At 53.3% G+C, this 17,907-nt stretch carries 17 protein-coding genes; all 17 read left to right on the top strand.

All coding sequences use genetic code 11. From position 1 onward, the window contains the following. The first annotated feature begins 169 nt into the window (after nucleotides 1–169). The 17 genes from uvrB to hisIE all read left to right on the top strand — a co-directional run bounded on the left by uvrB (nucleotide 170) and on the right by hisIE (nucleotide 17,614). Nucleotides 170–2,149 carry an excinuclease ABC subunit UvrB gene (gene uvrB, locus DSM465_RS0110885; RefSeq protein ID WP_011888183.1) on the top strand — a complete coding sequence of 660 codons (1,980 nt, stop codon included), beginning with the start codon at nucleotides 170–172 and terminating at the stop codon, nucleotides 2,147–2,149. A gap of 7 nt (nucleotides 2,150–2,156) precedes the next feature. Then, nucleotides 2,157–5,024: an excinuclease ABC subunit UvrA gene (gene uvrA / locus DSM465_RS0110880; protein WP_008880319.1), complete on the top strand. Its 2,868-nt coding sequence runs from the start codon at nucleotides 2,157–2,159 to the stop codon at nucleotides 5,022–5,024. Nucleotides 5,025–5,128: 104 nt separating this feature from the next. After that, nucleotides 5,129–5,476 (top strand): DUF4870 domain-containing protein, encoded by a 348-nt coding sequence (locus DSM465_RS0110875; protein WP_008880318.1) that lies wholly within the window; start codon nucleotides 5,129–5,131, stop codon nucleotides 5,474–5,476. 169 nt (nucleotides 5,477–5,645) lie between these two features. Further along, nucleotides 5,646–6,008: a phage holin family protein gene (locus tag DSM465_RS0110870; RefSeq protein ID WP_008880317.1), complete on the top strand. Its 363-nt coding sequence runs from the start codon at nucleotides 5,646–5,648 to the stop codon at nucleotides 6,006–6,008. Nucleotides 6,009–6,118: 110 nt separating this feature from the next. Next, nucleotides 6,119–7,048: an HPr(Ser) kinase/phosphatase gene (hprK, locus tag DSM465_RS0110865; RefSeq protein WP_008880316.1), complete on the top strand. Its 930-nt coding sequence runs from the start codon at nucleotides 6,119–6,121 to the stop codon at nucleotides 7,046–7,048. Between the two features lie 309 nt (nucleotides 7,049–7,357). After that, nucleotides 7,358–8,170: a prolipoprotein diacylglyceryl transferase gene (lgt, locus tag DSM465_RS0110860; RefSeq protein ID WP_174375702.1), complete on the top strand. Its 813-nt coding sequence runs from the start codon at nucleotides 7,358–7,360 to the stop codon at nucleotides 8,168–8,170. A gap of 55 nt (nucleotides 8,171–8,225) precedes the next feature. Next, nucleotides 8,226–9,164 (top strand): nucleoside recognition domain-containing protein, encoded by a 939-nt coding sequence (locus DSM465_RS0110855; RefSeq protein WP_008880314.1) that lies wholly within the window; start codon nucleotides 8,226–8,228, stop codon nucleotides 9,162–9,164. Next, entirely contained in the window at nucleotides 9,161–9,805 is a 645-nt protein-coding gene (gene ppaX / locus DSM465_RS0110850) for a pyrophosphatase PpaX (protein ID WP_011888180.1), read from the top strand. The genes DSM465_RS0110855 and ppaX overlap by 4 nt, the downstream gene beginning before the upstream one ends. 20 nt (nucleotides 9,806–9,825) lie before the next feature. Then, complete coding sequence (locus tag DSM465_RS0110845; RefSeq protein ID WP_011888179.1) at nucleotides 9,826–10,323, top strand: acyltransferase; 498 nt, start codon at nucleotides 9,826–9,828, stop codon at nucleotides 10,321–10,323. Nucleotides 10,324–10,815: 492 nt separating this feature from the next. Next, nucleotides 10,816–12,000, top strand: coding sequence for an ATP phosphoribosyltransferase regulatory subunit (locus DSM465_RS0110840; RefSeq protein WP_011888178.1), 1,185 nt, complete (start codon nucleotides 10,816–10,818; stop codon nucleotides 11,998–12,000). Nucleotides 12,001–12,161: 161 nt separating this feature from the next. Then, nucleotides 12,162–12,785 carry an ATP phosphoribosyltransferase gene (gene hisG / locus DSM465_RS0110835; protein WP_008880310.1) on the top strand — a complete coding sequence of 208 codons (624 nt, stop codon included), beginning with the start codon at nucleotides 12,162–12,164 and terminating at the stop codon, nucleotides 12,783–12,785. Nucleotides 12,786–12,929: 144 nt separating this feature from the next. Then, the gene (hisD, locus tag DSM465_RS0110830; RefSeq protein ID WP_029761344.1) at nucleotides 12,930–14,213 is read left to right on the top strand and encodes a histidinol dehydrogenase; all 1,284 of its coding nucleotides are present in this window, start codon (nucleotides 12,930–12,932) and stop codon (nucleotides 14,211–14,213) included. Next, entirely contained in the window at nucleotides 14,213–14,800 is a 588-nt protein-coding gene (gene hisB / locus DSM465_RS0110825) for an imidazoleglycerol-phosphate dehydratase HisB (RefSeq protein WP_008880308.1), read from the top strand. The genes hisD and hisB overlap by 1 nt, the downstream gene beginning before the upstream one ends. Before the next feature lie 36 nt (nucleotides 14,801–14,836). After that, nucleotides 14,837–15,478: an imidazole glycerol phosphate synthase subunit HisH gene (hisH, locus tag DSM465_RS0110820; RefSeq protein ID WP_008880307.1), complete on the top strand. Its 642-nt coding sequence runs from the start codon at nucleotides 14,837–14,839 to the stop codon at nucleotides 15,476–15,478. Further along, the gene (gene hisA / locus DSM465_RS0110815; RefSeq protein ID WP_008880306.1) at nucleotides 15,478–16,215 is read left to right on the top strand and encodes a 1-(5-phosphoribosyl)-5-[(5-phosphoribosylamino)methylideneamino]imidazole-4-carboxamide isomerase; all 738 of its coding nucleotides are present in this window, start codon (nucleotides 15,478–15,480) and stop codon (nucleotides 16,213–16,215) included. The genes hisH and hisA overlap by 1 nt, the downstream gene beginning before the upstream one ends. Beyond that, entirely contained in the window at nucleotides 16,212–16,970 is a 759-nt protein-coding gene (gene hisF, locus DSM465_RS0110810) for an imidazole glycerol phosphate synthase subunit HisF (RefSeq protein WP_008880305.1), read from the top strand. Before hisA ends, hisF begins: the two co-directional genes overlap by 4 nt. After that, the gene (gene hisIE, locus DSM465_RS0110805) at nucleotides 16,967–17,614 is read left to right on the top strand and encodes a bifunctional phosphoribosyl-AMP cyclohydrolase/phosphoribosyl-ATP diphosphatase HisIE (protein WP_008880304.1); all 648 of its coding nucleotides are present in this window, start codon (nucleotides 16,967–16,969) and stop codon (nucleotides 17,612–17,614) included. The genes hisF and hisIE overlap by 4 nt, the downstream gene beginning before the upstream one ends. Nucleotides 17,615–17,907 lie beyond the last annotated feature (293 nt).

Genomic DNA, 17,907 nt, shown 5'->3' with positions numbered 1-17,907 from the left:
GCGGGCTTTAAAGAGGCCCGCTTTTTCCTATTCTATAAGCAGACAAATGAGGAGCGGGCAATGGAAATCGTTACGTCGTTTGGTACGAATATCAGTTCGCATTTTTTGTGCATCCTTTAAGAGGATGTGATACAATGAGGAGAGACGGATCGGAGAAGGAGGAGAAACGGTGGACAACCGTTTTCAATTAGTGTCATCATATCAACCACAAGGCGATCAGCCGCAGGCGATTGAAAAGTTGGTTGACGGTTTAAAGCGTGGAGTGAAGCATCAAACGCTGCTCGGGGCGACGGGAACAGGCAAAACGTTCACGATTTCCAACGTCATTGCCAAAGTGAACAAGCCAACGCTTGTCATCGCCCATAACAAAACGCTCGCCGGGCAGTTGTACAGCGAGTTGAAAGAGTTTTTCCCGAACAACGCTGTCGAATATTTTGTCAGCTATTACGACTATTACCAACCAGAAGCGTACGTGCCGCAGACGGATACGTATATTGAAAAAGACGCGAAAATTAATGATGAAATCGATAAATTGCGGCACTCGGCGACATCGGCTTTGTTTGAGCGGCGGGATGTCATCATCGTCGCCAGCGTGTCGTGCATTTATGGCTTAGGGTCGCCGGAAGAATACCGCGAGCTTGTGGTTTCGCTGCGCGTCGGCATGGAGATTGAACGCAACACGTTGTTGCGGCGGTTGGTTGATATCCAGTATGACCGCAATGATATTGACTTTCAGCGCGGCACGTTTCGCGTCCGCGGGGATGTCGTTGAGATTTTCCCGGCATCGCGCGATGAACATTGCATCCGTGTCGAGTTTTTTGGCGACGAAATCGACCGCATTCGTGAAGTCGACGCCTTGACTGGCGAAGTGCTCGGTGAGCGCGAGCATGTGGCTATTTTCCCGGCGTCGCACTTTGTCACGCGTGAGGAGAAAATGAAGCTCGCGATTGCCAACATTGAAAAAGAACTCGAGGAGCGGCTTGCTGAGCTGCGCGAACAAGGGAAGCTGTTAGAAGCGCAGCGGCTGGAGCAGCGGACGCGCTATGACCTTGAGATGATGCGCGAAATGGGATTTTGTTCTGGAATCGAAAACTACTCGCGCCATTTGGCGCTTCGGCCGCCGGGCTCAACGCCGTACACGCTGCTCGATTATTTTCCGGATGATTTTTTGATTATCATCGATGAGTCACACGTCACGTTGCCGCAGCTGCGCGGCATGTACAACGGCGACCGAGCGCGCAAGCAAGTGCTGGTTGATCACGGCTTTCGCTTGCCGTCGGCGCTAGACAACCGTCCGCTCACGTTTGACGAGTTCGAACAAAAAATTAACCAAATTATTTACGTCTCGGCGACGCCAGGACCGTATGAGCTCGAACATAGCCCGGGTGTCGTCGAACAAATCATCCGCCCGACGGGTCTTCTTGATCCGACGATTGACGTTCGCCCGATCGCCGGGCAAATTGATGATTTGATCAGCGAAATTCACGAGCGCGTTGAACGGAACGAACGGACATTGGTGACGACGCTGACGAAAAAAATGGCGGAAGATTTAACGGATTACTTGAAAGAAGCGGGCTTTAAAGTCGCCTATTTGCATTCGGAAATTAAAACGCTTGAGCGCATAGAAATTATTCGCGATTTGCGGCTTGGCAAATATGATGTGCTAGTCGGCATCAACTTGCTTCGGGAAGGGCTCGATATTCCGGAAGTGTCGCTCGTTGCCATTTTGGACGCCGACAAAGAAGGATTTTTGCGCTCGGAGCGCTCGCTCATTCAGACGATCGGCCGGGCGGCGCGCAACGCGAACGGCCACGTGATCATGTACGCCGATACGATCACCAAATCAATGGAAATCGCCATTCAAGAGACGAAGCGGCGTCGGACGATTCAGGAAGAATACAACAAGAAACACGGCATCGTGCCGCGCACGATCCAAAAGGATATTCGCGACGTCATCCGCGCGACCTATGCGGCGGAGGAGACGGAAACGTACGAGGCCAAGCCGACGGCTGCCAACATGACAAAACAAGAACGGGAAGAGCTCATCCGCCAGCTGGAAGCGGAGATGAAAGAAGCGGCAAAAGCGCTCGACTTCGAGCGAGCCGCCCAGCTGCGTGATGTCATTTTCGAGTTGAAAGCGGAAGGATGATGACTCGGTGAACGGAACCGATAAAATTATCGTGAAAGGGGCTCGCGCCCATAATTTAAAAAACATTGACGTTGAAATTCCGCGCGGACAGCTTGTTGTGTTGACCGGGCTGTCCGGGTCGGGAAAGTCGTCGTTGGCGTTTGATACGATTTATGCTGAAGGGCAGCGGCGCTACGTCGAGTCGCTATCGGCGTATGCCCGCCAATTTTTAGGGCAGATGGACAAGCCGGATGTCGATGCGATTGAAGGGTTGTCGCCGGCCATTTCGATCGACCAAAAGACGACGAGCCGCAACCCGCGCTCAACGGTCGGTACGGTGACGGAAATTTACGATTATTTGCGGCTACTGTTTGCCCGCATCGGCCGTCCGGTCTGCCCGACGCACGGCATTGAAATTGCCTCACAGACGATCGAGCAAATGGTCGACCGCCTGCTCTCTTACCCGGAACGGACGAAAATGCAAATTTTTGCCCCGATCGTCTCGGGAAGAAAAGGGACGCATGCGAAAGTGCTTGATGACATCCGCAAGCAAGGGTATGTACGCGTCCGCATTGACGGTGAGATGCGCGAGTTGACGGAAGACATTGAGCTTGAAAAAAATAAAAAACATTCGATTGATGTCATCGTCGACCGGATCGTGATCAAAGACGGTGTTGCCGCAAGGCTCGCCGATTCGCTTGAGACGGCATTAAAACTGGCGGATGGCAAAGTAGTCGTTGATGTGATCGGCGAGGAGGAGCTGTTGTTTAGCGAAAAGCACGCCTGCCCGTATTGCGGCTTTTCCATTGGGGAGCTTGAGCCGCGCCTCTTTTCGTTCAACAGCCCGTACGGCGCTTGTCCGGACTGCGACGGGCTCGGGGCAAAGCTCGAAGTCGATCTCGATCTCGTCATTCCGAACGACAAATTGACGCTAAAAGAGCATGCTATTGCGCCATGGGAGCCGCAAAGCTCGCAATATTACCCGCAGCTGCTCGAGGCGGTGTGCCGCCATTACGGCATTCCGATGGATGTGCCAGTGAAAGATTTGCCGAAAGAGCAGCTTGACAAAATTTTATACGGCAGCGGCGAGGAGCCGATTTATTTCCGCTATACAACTGATTTTGGCAAGGTGCGAGAACAGTACATCCAGTTTGAAGGCGTCATTTCGAATATTGAACGTCGCTATCGGGAGACGAGCTCCGATTATGTTCGCGAACAAATGGAAAAATACATGACCGAACAGCCGTGCCCGACATGTAAAGGCTACCGGCTGAAAAAAGAGAGCTTGGCCGTTCTGGTCGGTGGTAAACATATCGGTGAAGTGACCGCCATGTCGGTGACGGAGGCGCTTGCCTTTTTTGAAGGGCTTGAGCTGACGGAAAAAGAAGCGCAAATCGCCCGTCTCATTTTGCGTGAAATTCGCGAACGGCTCGGCTTCTTGAAAAACGTCGGTCTCGACTATTTAACGCTCAGCCGCTCAGCCGGAACGCTCTCGGGCGGTGAAGCGCAGCGCATTCGATTGGCGACACAAATCGGCTCGCGGTTGACGGGCGTTTTGTATGTGCTTGATGAGCCGTCCATCGGGCTTCACCAACGCGACAACGATCGGCTAATCGCGACGTTAAAAAGCATGCGCGATCTTGGCAACACCCTCATTGTCGTGGAACATGATGAAGATACGATGCTCGCGGCTGATTATTTGATTGACATCGGCCCCGGAGCGGGCATTCATGGCGGTGAAGTCGTCGCTGCCGGCACGCCAGAGGAAGTGATGAACGATCCGAACTCGCTCACTGGCCAATATTTATCCGGGAAAAAATTCATCCCGATTCCAGCCCAGCGGCGCCAGCCGGACGGCCGCTGGCTGGAGGTGGTCGGCGCACGCGAGCATAACTTGAAAAACGTCACTGTAAAAATCCCACTCGGCACGTTTATTGCCGTCACCGGGGTATCGGGTTCAGGAAAAAGCACGCTCGTAAACGAGGTGCTCTATAAGGCGCTAGCGCAAAAACTGCACCGAGCGAAAGCAAAACCGGGGGAACACCGCGACATTCGTGGGCTCGAGCACCTCGATAAAGTGATTGACATCGACCAGTCGCCGATCGGCCGCACGCCGCGATCCAACCCGGCGACATACACCGGTGTGTTTGATGACATTCGCGAGGTGTTTGCTTCGACGAACGAGGCGAAGGTGCGCGGCTATAAAAAAGGACGTTTCAGCTTTAACGTCAAAGGCGGGCGCTGCGAGGCGTGCCATGGTGATGGGATCATTAAAATCGAAATGCACTTTTTGCCGGACGTGTATGTCCCGTGTGAAGTGTGCCACGGTAAACGGTACAGCCGTGAGACGCTTGAGGTGACGTATAAAGGGAAAAACATCGCAGAAGTGCTTGACATGACAGTCGAAGATGCGCTTGACTTTTTTGCTCCGATCCCGAAAATTAAACGCAAGCTTGAGACGCTGTACGATGTCGGCCTTGGCTATATGAAGCTCGGCCAGCCAGCAACAACGCTTTCGGGCGGCGAGGCGCAGCGCGTCAAGCTCGCTGCGGAGTTGCATCGTCGCTCGAACGGCCGGACGCTCTACATTTTAGATGAGCCGACGACCGGTCTGCACGTCGATGACATCGCCCGATTGCTGAATGTACTTCATCGGTTGGTGGAGAACGGCGATACGGTGCTTGTCATCGAGCATAACTTAGACGTCATAAAAACGGCTGACTATATTATTGACTTAGGTCCAGAAGGCGGCAGCCGCGGTGGGCAAATTGTTGCCGCCGGCACGCCGGAACAAGTGGCGGAGGTCGAGGCATCGCACACTGGCCGCTACTTAAAACCCATTTTGGAACGTGACCGGGCGCGCATGCAAGCGCGATATGAAGCGGCAAAGGCGTAGTGCTTTGCCGCTTTTTCTATCGTTTGGGGAGAGTGATGGGCGCTATCTTTTTACGGTCAGAGGGAAACTTTTGACGATGATCGTCGTATATAAAAGGTGAAGAAATGGAGAAAGGAGTTATCGAATTGTCCACCAATAAAGTTATATCTTCCCTTTGTTATTTCAGCATCTTTTTTGCGCCATTCATTTTGCCGATCGTTGTGTATTTTGTTGTGGAAGATCCAGGTGTGAAACACCATGCGAAACGGTCGCTTTTTTCTCACTTAATTCCGGCGATTACCATTGTTGTGTTTATTGCGTTCGCCTTTGTTCCTTTTTTGTTCGGTCAACAGGGAGAGGAAGCGTTCTTGTTTGGCGGCGGCCTTATTTGGCTCGGTTTCCTCGTCGCTGGAGCTTTGAACCTTGTTGTGTTGATTTGGAATATCATTAAAGGGATTCAGGTGTTAAAATAAAAGTGAGATAGAACTGACCTACATTTTGCGTAAGCGGGTCGACGGAGTGCATTGTTTCGGCCGGCATGTGCAATGTTTGCCTTGTTTTATGGCACTATAATAGAAAAAGGCATCTGCTCATGCAGGGAGAACGTTCGGCAACCGATTTTAGAGCAAAGATGGTGATGTGATGCTGAATTGGTTGATTGGAGTTTTTATTAATACCGTTTTGCTCATGGCGATTGATGGCTATTTTGCCGATATTCATTTCAGCGGCATTGGCGCCGCGTTTTTGGCGAGTTTGATTTTAGCGGTGTTAAATGTCGTTGTCCGCCCGGTGCTCATTTTATTGACGCTGCCCGTGACGGTGTTGACGCTCGGGTTGTTTTTGTTTGTCATCAACGCTATCACGCTGATGATGACGGCAGCGCTGATGGGCGATGCGTTTCAAATTGGAGGGTTCGGCACGGCGCTGCTCGCCTCGATCGTCTTGTCGTTTTTCCATCTGCTTGTGCAAAAAGCGATTGTTGAGCCGCTTCGCAAACGGTCGTAACGGAGACGGGATGAACCGTCTCCATTTTGTTTCCCCGATGTTTTCCATTCAACGGCGAAACAAAACGTGCTACAATGGAAAAAGATGAAGAAAGGGGAGAAAGGCTGATTATGCCAAAAGTGCGGACAAAAGACATCATTGAACAGTTCCAGCTTGAGCTTGTCAGCGGCGCCGAAGGCATTTACCGCCCGATTACGACAAGCGACCTGTCGCGGCCAGGGATCGAGATGGCGGGTTATTTTGCCTACTATCCGGCAGAGCGTCTGCAGCTGCTTGGCCGAACGGAGCTGTCGTTTTACGAAACGTTGACCCCGGAAGAAAAGCGGGCGCGGATGCAGCGGCTTTGTACCGATATTACGCCCGGAATTATCGTCTCGCGTGGCTTAGACGTGCCGCCGGAGCTGATCGAAGCGTCCGAGCGCCAGTCGGTGCCGGTGATGCGTTCGACTATGAAAACGACCCGGCTCTCTAGCCGATTGACCAACTATTTGGAAAGCAAGCTGGCCCCAACAACAGCGGTGCACGGCGTACTCGTCGATGTGTACGGCGTTGGCGTATTGATTACAGGCAAAAGCGGGGTCGGTAAAAGTGAAACGGCGCTTGAGCTTGTGAAGCGCGGCCATCGGTTGGTCGCCGATGACTGTGTCGAAATCCGCCAGGAGGATGAAGATACATTGATCGGCAGCGCACCGGAGCTGATTGAGCATTTGCTCGAGATTCGCGGACTTGGCATTATTAATATGATGACCTTGTTCGGTGCTGGGGCGGTGCTGCCGCATAAGCGCATTTCCTTAGTCATCGATTTAGAGCTATGGGATCCGGAGAAGCAATACGATCGTCTTGGTTTGGAAGAAGAAAAGATGAAAATTTTAGATATCGAATTGCCGAGATTAACGATTCCGGTACGCCCAGGGCGCAACTTGGCCGTCATTGTTGAAGTGGCAGCGATGAACTTCCGGTTGAAGCGGATGGGCGTTAACGCGGCTGAGGAATTTTCGGCACGACTGAGCGATGCCATTGAAGAAGGGGAACGTGACTGAAAACCGGTAAAAAACAGTGATGTTTCTTCTATCGCTCGTTTTTAGGGAAGAAAGAAACAGGGTGTTCATGCAGGGGGATTCTGCGTGAAATCATCATCTAGGAAGCTGGAGAAAATCACTGCTTTCTGTCACCAGTGATTTTTGAGAATTCAAAAAATCAAAGTTTCTCAATGAAAACTATGCTTCTTTATGCCTTATTCCTCTCTAGGATGAACAAGGAAATTCCGATAAGGATGGCCACGGAGATATGACGATGATGAGCAAATGGACAGGGGGGAGCGGCCATCCGTCATCGCAAAGGAGGTGTTCATGATGGAACCGGCAATCGAGCCGCTGGACCGTGTGTTTTTGCAGCTCGGTCCGATTACAATTTACTGGTATGGCGTCATTATCGGCACGGGCGTGTTGATTGGTTTATGGCTGGCGACGCGTGAATCGGTGCGGCGCGGCTTGCCGAAAGAGACATTTGTCGATTTGGTGCTGTTTGCCGTGCCGATTGCCATTGTCTGCGCCCGGGCGTACTACGTACTGTTTGAATGGGACTATTATTCCAAGCATTTGGCCGAGATCCCGAAAATTTGGCAAGGTGGCCTTGCGATTCACGGGGGATTAATCGGCGTGGTGGCGACAGGAGCGGTGTTTGCCCAGGTGCGTGGGCTGCCGTTTTGGAAGTTGGCTGATATTGCTGCCCCAAGCATCATTTTAGGACAGGCGATTGGACGCTGGGGCAATTTTATGAACCAAGAGGCGCACGGCGGGCCGGTGTCACGCGAATTTCTGGAAAATTTGTATTTGCCGGATTGGATCATCAACCAAATGTATATTAATGGCCAATATTGGCACCCGACCTTTTTGTACGAATCGCTTTGGAATCTTGTCGGCTTTTGCTTGCTTCTTTGGCTGCGGCGCGTCAATTTGCGGCGCGGCGAGCTGTTTTTGTCGTATGTGATTTGGTATTCGCTCGGGCGCTTTTGGATTGAAGGGATGCGCACCGATAGCTTAATGCTCGCTGAACATTTGCGCATGGCGCAAGTGATGTCGATTACCCTTATTATTATTGCGCTCGTCTTGTGGATGGTGCGTCGGGCAAAAGGATGGGCAAGAGAACGGTATATGGACTAGTGGCGCCATAGGTCGCCTCTTACATATGGAAGACAAGCAAAGGAGAGAGGAGAACATGATCGGAACGTTGCAGCGCGGCGTGCTCGCCGGGCTGAAGACGTCGTGGGCGCTCGGGAAAATCATTTTTCCGGTGACGCTCCTTTTGGCATTATTGCAGCCGACGCCGCTTTTTTCATGGCTCATTGACTTTGTTGCTCCGTTCATGAAATGGCTCGGTTTATCCGGCGATGCGGCCGTGCCGCTTGTGCTCGGCAATTTGCTTGGGCTATACGCGGCGATCGGGGCGATGTTGACGATCGAGTTTACGGTGAAGGAAGTGTTGATTTTGGCGATCATGCTTTCTTTTTGCCATAACTTGATCGTCGAATCATCGGTTGCCTCGCGTACGGGAATGAGCGTGACGCTCATGGTCATCGTGCGCGTCGGACTCGCCATTGTGTCCGCATTGCTGATCGCCCATTTATGGGATGGAGGCCAGGAAATCGCCCAATACGGCTTTATGCCGCAGGAAGACGCGCCGCCTGTCGGCTGGGGAGCGATCGCCTTGGTGGCGTTGAAGAAAGCGGCTACTGGCATCGTGCAGTTGGTCGTGATCGTCATTCCGCTGATGACGGTCATTCAAGTGTTGAAAGAACGCCATTGGATTGAGACATTTTCGCGATGGATGTCACCGGCGACGAAGGCGCTCGGCATGAGCCCGAACACGTCGCTGACGCTGGCGGCCGGGTTTGTGTTCGGCCTTGCTTATGGCGCCGGCGTCATGATTCAAGCGGCGAAAGAAGACGGCGTCTCCAAGCGTGACTTAACGTTGGCGTTCATTTTTCTCGTCTCGTGCCATGCGGTTGTGGAGGACACACTCATTTTCGTTCCGCTTGGCATTCCGGTATGGCCGCTGCTTGTGATCCGCCTAGTGACGGCCGTATTGCTGACGATGGCGGTGGCGTTCATTTGGCGCCGCCTGGAACAACCGAAAAGAAAGGAAGCCGCTTCATGACGATTCGTACCATTTTATTTGACCTTGACGGAACGTTGATTGATACAAATGAGCTGATCATCCAGTCGTTTTTGCATACGCTCGAGAGGTACTATCCGGGCCGCTATGGGCGTGAGGACGTCCTGCCGTTCATCGGCCCGTCGTTGTATGAGACGTTCGGATCACTCGATCCAGAACGGATGGAAGAAATGGTCAAGACTTACCGCACGTTTAACCATGCCCGTCATGATGAGTTGATTCGCGAGTTTGACACGGTGTATGAGACGATCGAAACGCTTCACCGCCATGGCTTCCGCCTTGGCGTGGTGACGACGAAAATTCATGACACAGCGCTCATGGGCTTGCGGAAAACGCGTTTAGAGCCGTTTTTCTCGTGCGTCATCGGTCTCGATGACGTTAGTCGTCCAAAACCGGATCCGGAACCAATTTATAAAGCGCTTGATGTGCTTCGGTCGACACCGAACGAAGCGCTCATGGTCGGCGACAACTACCACGACATCTTAGCCGGCAAAAACGCCGGTGTAAAAACAGCCGGCGTGGCGTGGTCGATTAAAGGGCGCAAGTATTTGGAACAATATGAACCGGACTTTATGCTGGAAAAAATGAGCGATTTGTTGGCCATTGTCGGCATGAACGAATGAAAGGAGGAACCGTCCTCCCAGTGAGACGAACGACGAAATACCCCGTGCAAGGGGCGAACTCACTCTGGCAATTGTACCGCACCGTATCGTTTTGGAAAGTGCTGAAAAACGTCATCATTATCCAAATTGGGCGCTACACGCCGTTTTTGCCGCTGAAAAACTGGCTGTACCGCACGTTTCTTGGCATGAAGATTGGCGAACAAACGGCGCTTGCCTTTATGGTTATGCCAGATATTTTGTTTCCGGAAAACATCCGTATCGGCCGCAATTGTGTCATCGGCTACAACACGACGATTCTCGCCCACGAATATTTGGTGGACGAATACCGCCTTGGCGATGTCGTGATCGGCGATGAGGTGATGATTGGCGCCAACTCCACCATTTTGCCTGGTGTCGTCATCGGCGACCGCGCCGTCGTCGCCGCGGGCACTGTCGTCCATAAAGACGTCCCACCCGGGGCGATGGTTGCCGGCTGCCCGATGCGCATCGTTCGGATGAATGAACCGCCTTCCGAGTAACGGGGGCGGTTTTTGATTTATATAAAGAAAAGATTCTGAAAAAATGGTAAAATGAATGAAAAAACTATTTTTATCGTGTTGGAGGAGATTGACGAAAAAGGTTTTGAAAAGAAGAACGTTCATTCGTAATTCGGTCATGGCGATAACGAACGACAAGTAGCTTAAAGTGGTGAACTACTTCCATTTCGTCTTGCTTGAAGCAGGAGCGCTTGTCGGTTCTACGACGAAAGTGACCTTTCGTCTCGCTGAGCGTCACCTACATATCCGATGATTCGAAGTTCTTTCGCGCCTTGGATCATTTGGTTAAGTAGCCACATGCACAAGGTGGAGCGAAATGGACAGGCGTTTCTTCGTTTGGAAGAGTCTTTGTCCATTTTGTTGTCGATGGCGCGTTTTCTCTTGACGTAGGAGACAGCAAGGAGTAAACTACTAATAACTTCACTTCTCTACCATATTAGCAAACTAAAGTATTTAGATAAAGGGCGTGGGGACATGGCAAAAAGGCTGTTCATGTTTGAAAAACCGTTAGGCATGCGCGATACGCTGCCGTTTTTATATGAAATGAAAAAGCAAGTGCGCCGCACGATGGCGGAGGAAATCGAACGGTGGGGCTATGAGTTTATCGAGACGCCGACGTTGGAATATTATGAAACGGTTGGGACGGCGTCGGCGATTGCTGATCATCGGTTGTTTAAGCTGTTGGATCAGCAAGGACATACGCTCGTGTTGCGGCCGGATATGACGGCGCCGATCGCTCGGGTGGCGGCATCGCGGCTGTATGAGGACAGCAACCCGCTTCGATTGGCGTACAATGCCAACGTGTTCCGCGCTCAGCAGCGTGAAGGTGGCCGGCCGGCGGAGTTTGAACAAATCGGTGTCGAGTTGATCGGCGATGGCACGGTGATGGCTGATGCCGAGGTGATTAGCTTAATGGCCGCGTTGTTGAAGCGCGTGGGGCTTAGTCACTTTTCGGTGGCGGTCGGCCATATCGGCTATGTGAACGCGTTGTTTTTGGAGATTTTAGGGAATGAAGAGCGGGCGAGCGTGCTGCGCCGTTTCTTATATGAAAAAAATTACGTTGGCTACCGCGAACATGTGAAGTCGTTGCCGCTTTCGTCCATTGATCAAAAACGTCTTCTCGATCTTCTTTCCTTGCGCGGCGGCAGTGAAGCGATCGAGGCGGCAAAAGCGCTGGTGACAAGCGAGGAAGGACAGCGAGCAGCGGATGAGCTGGCGGCGCTGTTGGCAGCGCTTAAGACGTATGGGGTGTCCGAGGCGGTGAAACTCGATATGGCACTCGTGAGCCATATGAGCTATTATACTGGCATTTTGTTTGAAGTATACGCCGAGCAAGTCGGGTTTCCGATTGGCAACGGCGGTCGGTATGATGATTTATTGGCCAAATTCTCCCGTCCGGCGCCGGCGACGGGGTTTGGGTTGCGTGTTGATCGGCTGATCGAGGCGATTGGCGAGACGGACGTCCGGGGAGAAATTGAGTGCATCGTCTTCAGCCAAGAGCGGCTTGCGGAAGCGGTTGAGCTGGCGGAGGCGAAGCGAGCGGAAGGTCAGCGCGTCGTTTTACAGCATATCACTGGTATTCGCGACATTGACGCCTACAGTCAGCGCTATCGGTCGATTGTCTATTTGCTTGGCCGGAGCGGGCACGACGGGCAGTAAACAGGGCGTCGAAGGAAGCCGGCCGAGTGGCCGAAACGGCGAGAGCGGGGCGCGCTGACAAAGAAAACGTGCACGCGGCGTGAATGGAATCCAACCCATTGCCGCAGGGATGGCTGCGCGGTTTATGGAGCTGACATGACAAGGAGCAGGGAGGAAGAGCGATGCTGACGATTGCGATGCCGAAAGGGCGCATTTTTGAAGAGGCGGTCGAGCTGCTGCGCCGGGCGGACTATATGCTGCCGCCGGAATTTGAAGAATCGCGAAAACTCGTCATTGACGTCGCAGAGGAAAATATGCGCTTTATTTTGGCGAAACCGATGGATGTCGTGACGTATGTGGAGCATGGGGTGGCGGATTTAGGCATAGCGGGCAAAGATGTCTTGATGGAGGAAGAACGGAACGTCTATGAGCTGCTGGATTTGCAAATCAGCCGCTGCCATTTGGCGGTGGCGGGGCTGCCCGGCGTCAAAATGAATGGGATCGCGCCCCGGGTGGCGACAAAATATCCGAATGTCGCGTCAACGTATTTCCGCGAACAAGGCGAGCAAGTTGAAATCATCCGCTTGAACGGATCGATTGAACTCGCTCCGCTTATCGGTTTGGCCGACCGGATTGTGGATATTGTTTCGACAGGAAGGACGTTGAAAGAAAACGGGCTTGTTGAACTCGAACGGATCGCTGACGTGACGTCGCGTCTTATTGTCAATCCGGCAAGCTACCGGTTGAATGGCGAGGTGATTGAGCGGTTGGTCGACCGATTAGCGGCGGTCATCCCACAACCGTAGGAAAAGGGGAACCGGGCGGTTTCCCATGAATGGATTGGTAGAGATTCGGGACTGGTGTTGCCGAATGGTGGAGCGGCGTTGACAGCGCTGAAAAGGTTGCCAATGGACGAAAACCGATGGACGTCACAGAAAGGGGAGCGAACGATGAAAATCGAACGGGTGCAAGGAGGCGTCTCGCTAAGGCGCACGATTGAAAGCGGGACGGACGAGCAGCGACGAGCGGTGCTCGACATTATCGCCGCAGTGCGCGCCCGCGGTGACGCGGCGTTGAAAGAGTATACAGAACAGTTTGACGGCGTCAAGTTGGAGACGCTTCAGGTGACGGAGGAAGAAATGAAGCGGGCTCATGCGGCGCTGAGCCCGGAGATGCTGGCAGTCATCCGTGAAGCGGCGACGAACATTCGCGACTATCATGAGCGGCAAAAGCGCCAATCATGGTGGATGACGAAAGAAGATGGCACGATTCTCGGGCAAAAGGTGACGCCGCTTGACGCGGTCGGGCTGTATGTGCCAGGAGGGACAGCCGCCTATCCGTCGTCCGTGCTCATGAACGTCATCCCTGCGCAAGTGGCGGGCGTGAAGCGGATTGTCATTGCCTCTCCTCCGAATGCGGACGGCTCGCTTCCTGACGGGGTGCTGGCCGCGGCGTATGAGCTGGGAGTGACGGAAGTTTACAAAGTGGGCGGTGCGCAGGCGATCGCCGCTCTTGCTTATGGAACGGAAACGATTCGGCCGGTCGATAAAATTTTCGGGCCGGGCAACATTTATGTGGCGTTGGCGAAACGGGAAGTGTTTGGACATGTGGCGATCGACATGATTGCCGGGCCGAGCGAAATTGTCGTATTGGCTGATGAGACAGCCTATGCGGATGAAATTGCTGCTGACTTGTTGTCACAGGCCGAGCATGATGTACGGGCGTCGGCCATTTTAGTGACGCCATCGATGAAACTCGCCTTGGCGGTGGCAAGTGAGGTGGAACGGCAGTTGGAGACGCTGCCGCGTCGTGAGATTGCCCAAGCGGCGTTAGAAACCTACGGTGCCATTTATGTGACCGAGACGCTTGATGAGGCGGTTGATGTGGTCAATGAGCTGGCGCCCGAGCATTTGGAAGTGATGACGGCAGAGCCGATGTCGCTATTAGGGAAGCTTCGTCATGCCGGGGCAATGTTTTTTGGCCGTTTCAGCTCCGAGCCGGTTGGTGACTATTTTGCCGGGCCGAACCATGTGCTGCCGACGAACGGGACGGCGAGATTCTCAAGCGGCTTGAGCGTCGATGAGTTTGTGAAAAAATCGAGCGTGATCGTTTACAGTGAGACCGCACTTCGTGAGCACGGTGAGGGCATCGCTGCGTTTGCCCGCTTAGAGGGGCTTGAGGCGCATGCGCGCGCTATCGAGGTGCGGTTGAAAAAAGAAAGAGGGGAACGATAATGGCGAGAGAAGCGACGATCGCAAGAACGACGAACGAGACAAGCATTCAGTTGTCGTTTTCGTTGGATGGTGAAGGGAAGGCCGAGCTCGAGACGGGGGTGCCGTTTTTGACTCATATGCTCGATTTGTTTGCCAAACATGGCCAGTTTGATTTGCGAGTCGATGCGAAAGGTGATACGCATATTGACGATCACCATACGACTGAAGATATCGGCATTTGCCTCGGACAAGCGATTAAAGAAGCGCTTGGCGACAAAAAAGGAATCAAGCGATACGGCAACGCGTTTGTGCCGATGGATGACGCGTTGGCGCAAGTCGTCATCGACTTAAGCAACCGCCCGCATTTTGAGTTTCGCGGCGAATTTCCGGCGGCCAAAGTCGGCACGTTCGACGTCGAGCTGGTTTATGAGTTTTTATGGAAGCTGGCGCTTGAGGCGCGGATGAACTTGCATGTCATCGTCCATTATGGACGCAATACGCACCATATGATCGAAGCCGTGTTTAAAGCGCTTGGGCGGGCGCTCGATGAAGCGACGATGGTCGACCCGCGCGTCAAAGGCGTCCCGTCGACAAAAGGCATGCTTTGACGCTGCGCTTGACGTACCATTGATGAAAGGAATGGAATGACGATGATCGGGGTAATCGATTATGGCATGGGCAACTTATATAGCGTCAGCAAAGCGCTCGAGCGGCTCGGCTGCCCGTATATCGTGAGCGGCGACAAAGAGGAGTTGGCGCGGGTGCGCGGGCTCATTTTGCCTGGGGTTGGTTCGTTCCGCGATGCGATGCACATTTTACGTGAAACCGGGTTGGCTGATTTTATTCGTTCGGCGGTCCAGGATGGCACGCCGTTGTTAGGCATTTGTTTAGGGATGCAGTTGCTGTTTGACGAAAGTGAGGAAAACGGACCGACCGAAGGGCTCGGTTTGCTTCGCGGTCGCGTTGTCCGTTTTCCAGGTGTGACGAATGACGGCGAGCCGTACAAAGTGCCGCATATGGGGTGGAATCGGCTTCGTTTCCATCGCTCGTCGCCGCTTCTTGACGGCGTCGAGGAAGGGCATGTGTATTTTGTCCATTCGTATTACGTCGTCCCAGGCGAAGAAGAAGTCGTGCTCGCAAGCAGTGAATACGACGTTGATGTTCCAGCGGTCGTTGGGCGCGACAATGTGTTTGGCACACAGTTTCATCCGGAAAAAAGCGGCGCGGTCGGCATGAGCATTTTGAACCGTTATGTCGGCATCGTCACAGGAAGGGAGAATGGCTGATGGCATCGTTTACGATTTACCCGGCCATCGATATGCGCGGCGGCAAATGTGTTCGCCTGCTGCAAGGTGATTACAACAAAGAAACGGTGTACGGTGATTCACCAGTCGCGATGGCTGAGCAATTCGCCGCCCAAGGGGCAGAGTGGATTCATATGGTGGATTTGGATGGGGCCAAAGAAGGACGCCGGGTGAACGATCGGTTTGTGATTGAAGCGGCCAATCGGCTTTCGGTGAATGTCCAAGTCGGCGGCGGCATTCGTACGGAGGAAGATGTCGCTTACTATTTGGAACGCGGCGTCGCCCGTGTCATCTTAGGGAGTGCCGCCATTTCCAATCCGACGTTTGTGAAAAAGATGTTGCAAACGTACGGCCGCCGCATCGTCATCGGCATCGACGCTCGCGACGGCTTCGTGGCGACAGAAGGCTGGCTTGAGACGTCGAACGTGAAAGCGGAAGAGCTCGGCCAAATGCTTGCTGAAGCGGGGGCGGAGACGTTTATTTTCACCGATATTGCCACTGATGGCACGCTGTCGGGGCCGAACATCACCGCTGCGGTCCGGTTGGCGGAGGCGACGGGAAAAGAAGTCATCGCCTCCGGTGGCGTCCGTTCTCTGGATGATTTGCGCGCGCTCCGCGAATACGCCGAACAAGGCATCGGTGGGGCGATCGTTGGCAAGGCGCTGTACACAAACCAATTTACGCTCGCGGAAGCGTTAAAGGCGGTGAACGAGCGGTGATCACAAAGCGCATCATTCCGTGCTTGGATGTGAAAGACGGCCGCGTTGTCAAAGGGGTGCAGTTCGTTCAGTTGCGCGATGCTGGTGATCCAGTCGAACTCGCGAAAGCATACGATGAACAAGGGGCGGACGAGCTCGTCTTTTTAGATATTTCCGCCTCGCACGAAGGACGGAAAACGATGGTTGATGTCGTCGAGCGCGTCGCTGCCCAGCTGGCTATTCCGTTTACAGTTGGCGGCGGCATTCATTCACTTGACGATATGAAACGCATTTTACGCGCGGGCGCGGACAAAGTGTCGCTCAATACGGCGGCGGTGCTTCATCCATCGTTAGTAACCGAAGGAGCGGACTTTTTCGGCTCGCAATGCATCGTCGTTGCGATTGATGCGAAATATGATGACACGATCGGGTCATGGCGCGTCTATACGCACGGCGGCCGCAATGCGACAGAATGGGAAGTCGTCGCCTGGGCGAAAGAAGCGGTGCGCCTTGGTGCTGGAGAAATTTTGTTAACGAGCATGGATGCCGACGGCGGGAAAAACGGCTTTGACGTTGAGTTGACACGGCGAGTGAGCGAAGCGGTCTCCGTTCCGGTTATCGCGTCTGGCGGCGCCGGTAAGGCGGAGCATTTTTTGGACGTCTTTGAGCGGGGGAAAGCCGATGCGGCGTTGGCAGCGTCTATTTTCCATTATAAAGAAACGTCCGTCGGGCAAGTGAAGGCGTACTTAAGAGAGAGGGGGGTCAACGTGCGATGATAGCGGACATTCGGTTTGACGAGAAGGGGCTTGTGCCTGCCATCGTTCAAGATGCGCAAAGCAAAGAAGTGCTCATGCTTGCGTATATGAACAAAGAATCGCTCGAAAAAACGCTCGAGACAGGGGAAACGTGGTTTTACAGCCGCTCTCGTCAAGAACTTTGGCATAAAGGAGCGACGTCAGGAAACGTGCAGCGTGTCGTGGACATTCGTTACGACTGTGACGCCGATACGCTCCTTGTGCTTGTTGAGCCGGCCGGCCCGGCTTGCCATACCGGGTCGTATTCCTGCTTTTCCCGCTCGCTAAATGGCGAGGCGCGCACGCCAACCGCCGATCGGTTCGCGATTTTGAATGAGCTTGAACAAATTATTGCCCAGCGCGACGCTGAACGGCCGGAAGGCGCGTATACGACGTATTTGTTTGAGAAAGGCGTCGATAAAATTTTGAAAAAGGTCGGTGAAGAGGCGGCAGAGGTGATTATCGCCGCGAAAAATCGGAGCCATGATGAGTTAAAATGGGAAGCGGCCGACTTGCTGTATCATTTGCTTGTGCTGTTGCGTGAACAAAAACTGCCGCTTGACGCGGTGCTGGCAACGCTTGTCGAGCGGCATGCGCAAAAAACAGGAGCAGTCGAAAATAAATAATTAAGAACTAATCGGGAACGACGCTTGTTTCCGAGGGGAAAACAGGATGCCCGTTGATGCCCGCCTGCACGGTCCATTGTTCATCTTGACGAACGATGGGAAGCAGGTGAACAGGCAAGGGCATCTTTTTTATGCGAGCGCATGCTCCGTTACCAAGTGTTTGCCGATGGTGTTTAGCAGGAGGAGATGGACTGAGTTTTTGGTCTCTTCCTTTTTAGGTGGGGAGGGGGTGTGCCCGTCAGCGGTGACAAAGTTTTTTGTTTGTTTCCGGCGGCAGTATGGTATACTGTTGT

The sequence above is a fragment of the Geobacillus thermodenitrificans subsp. thermodenitrificans DSM 465 genome (genome assembly GCF_000496575.1).
Classification (GTDB): domain Bacteria; phylum Bacillota; class Bacilli; order Bacillales; family Anoxybacillaceae; genus Geobacillus; species Geobacillus thermodenitrificans.
This window is presented reverse-complemented; position numbering and strand designations above follow the sequence as displayed.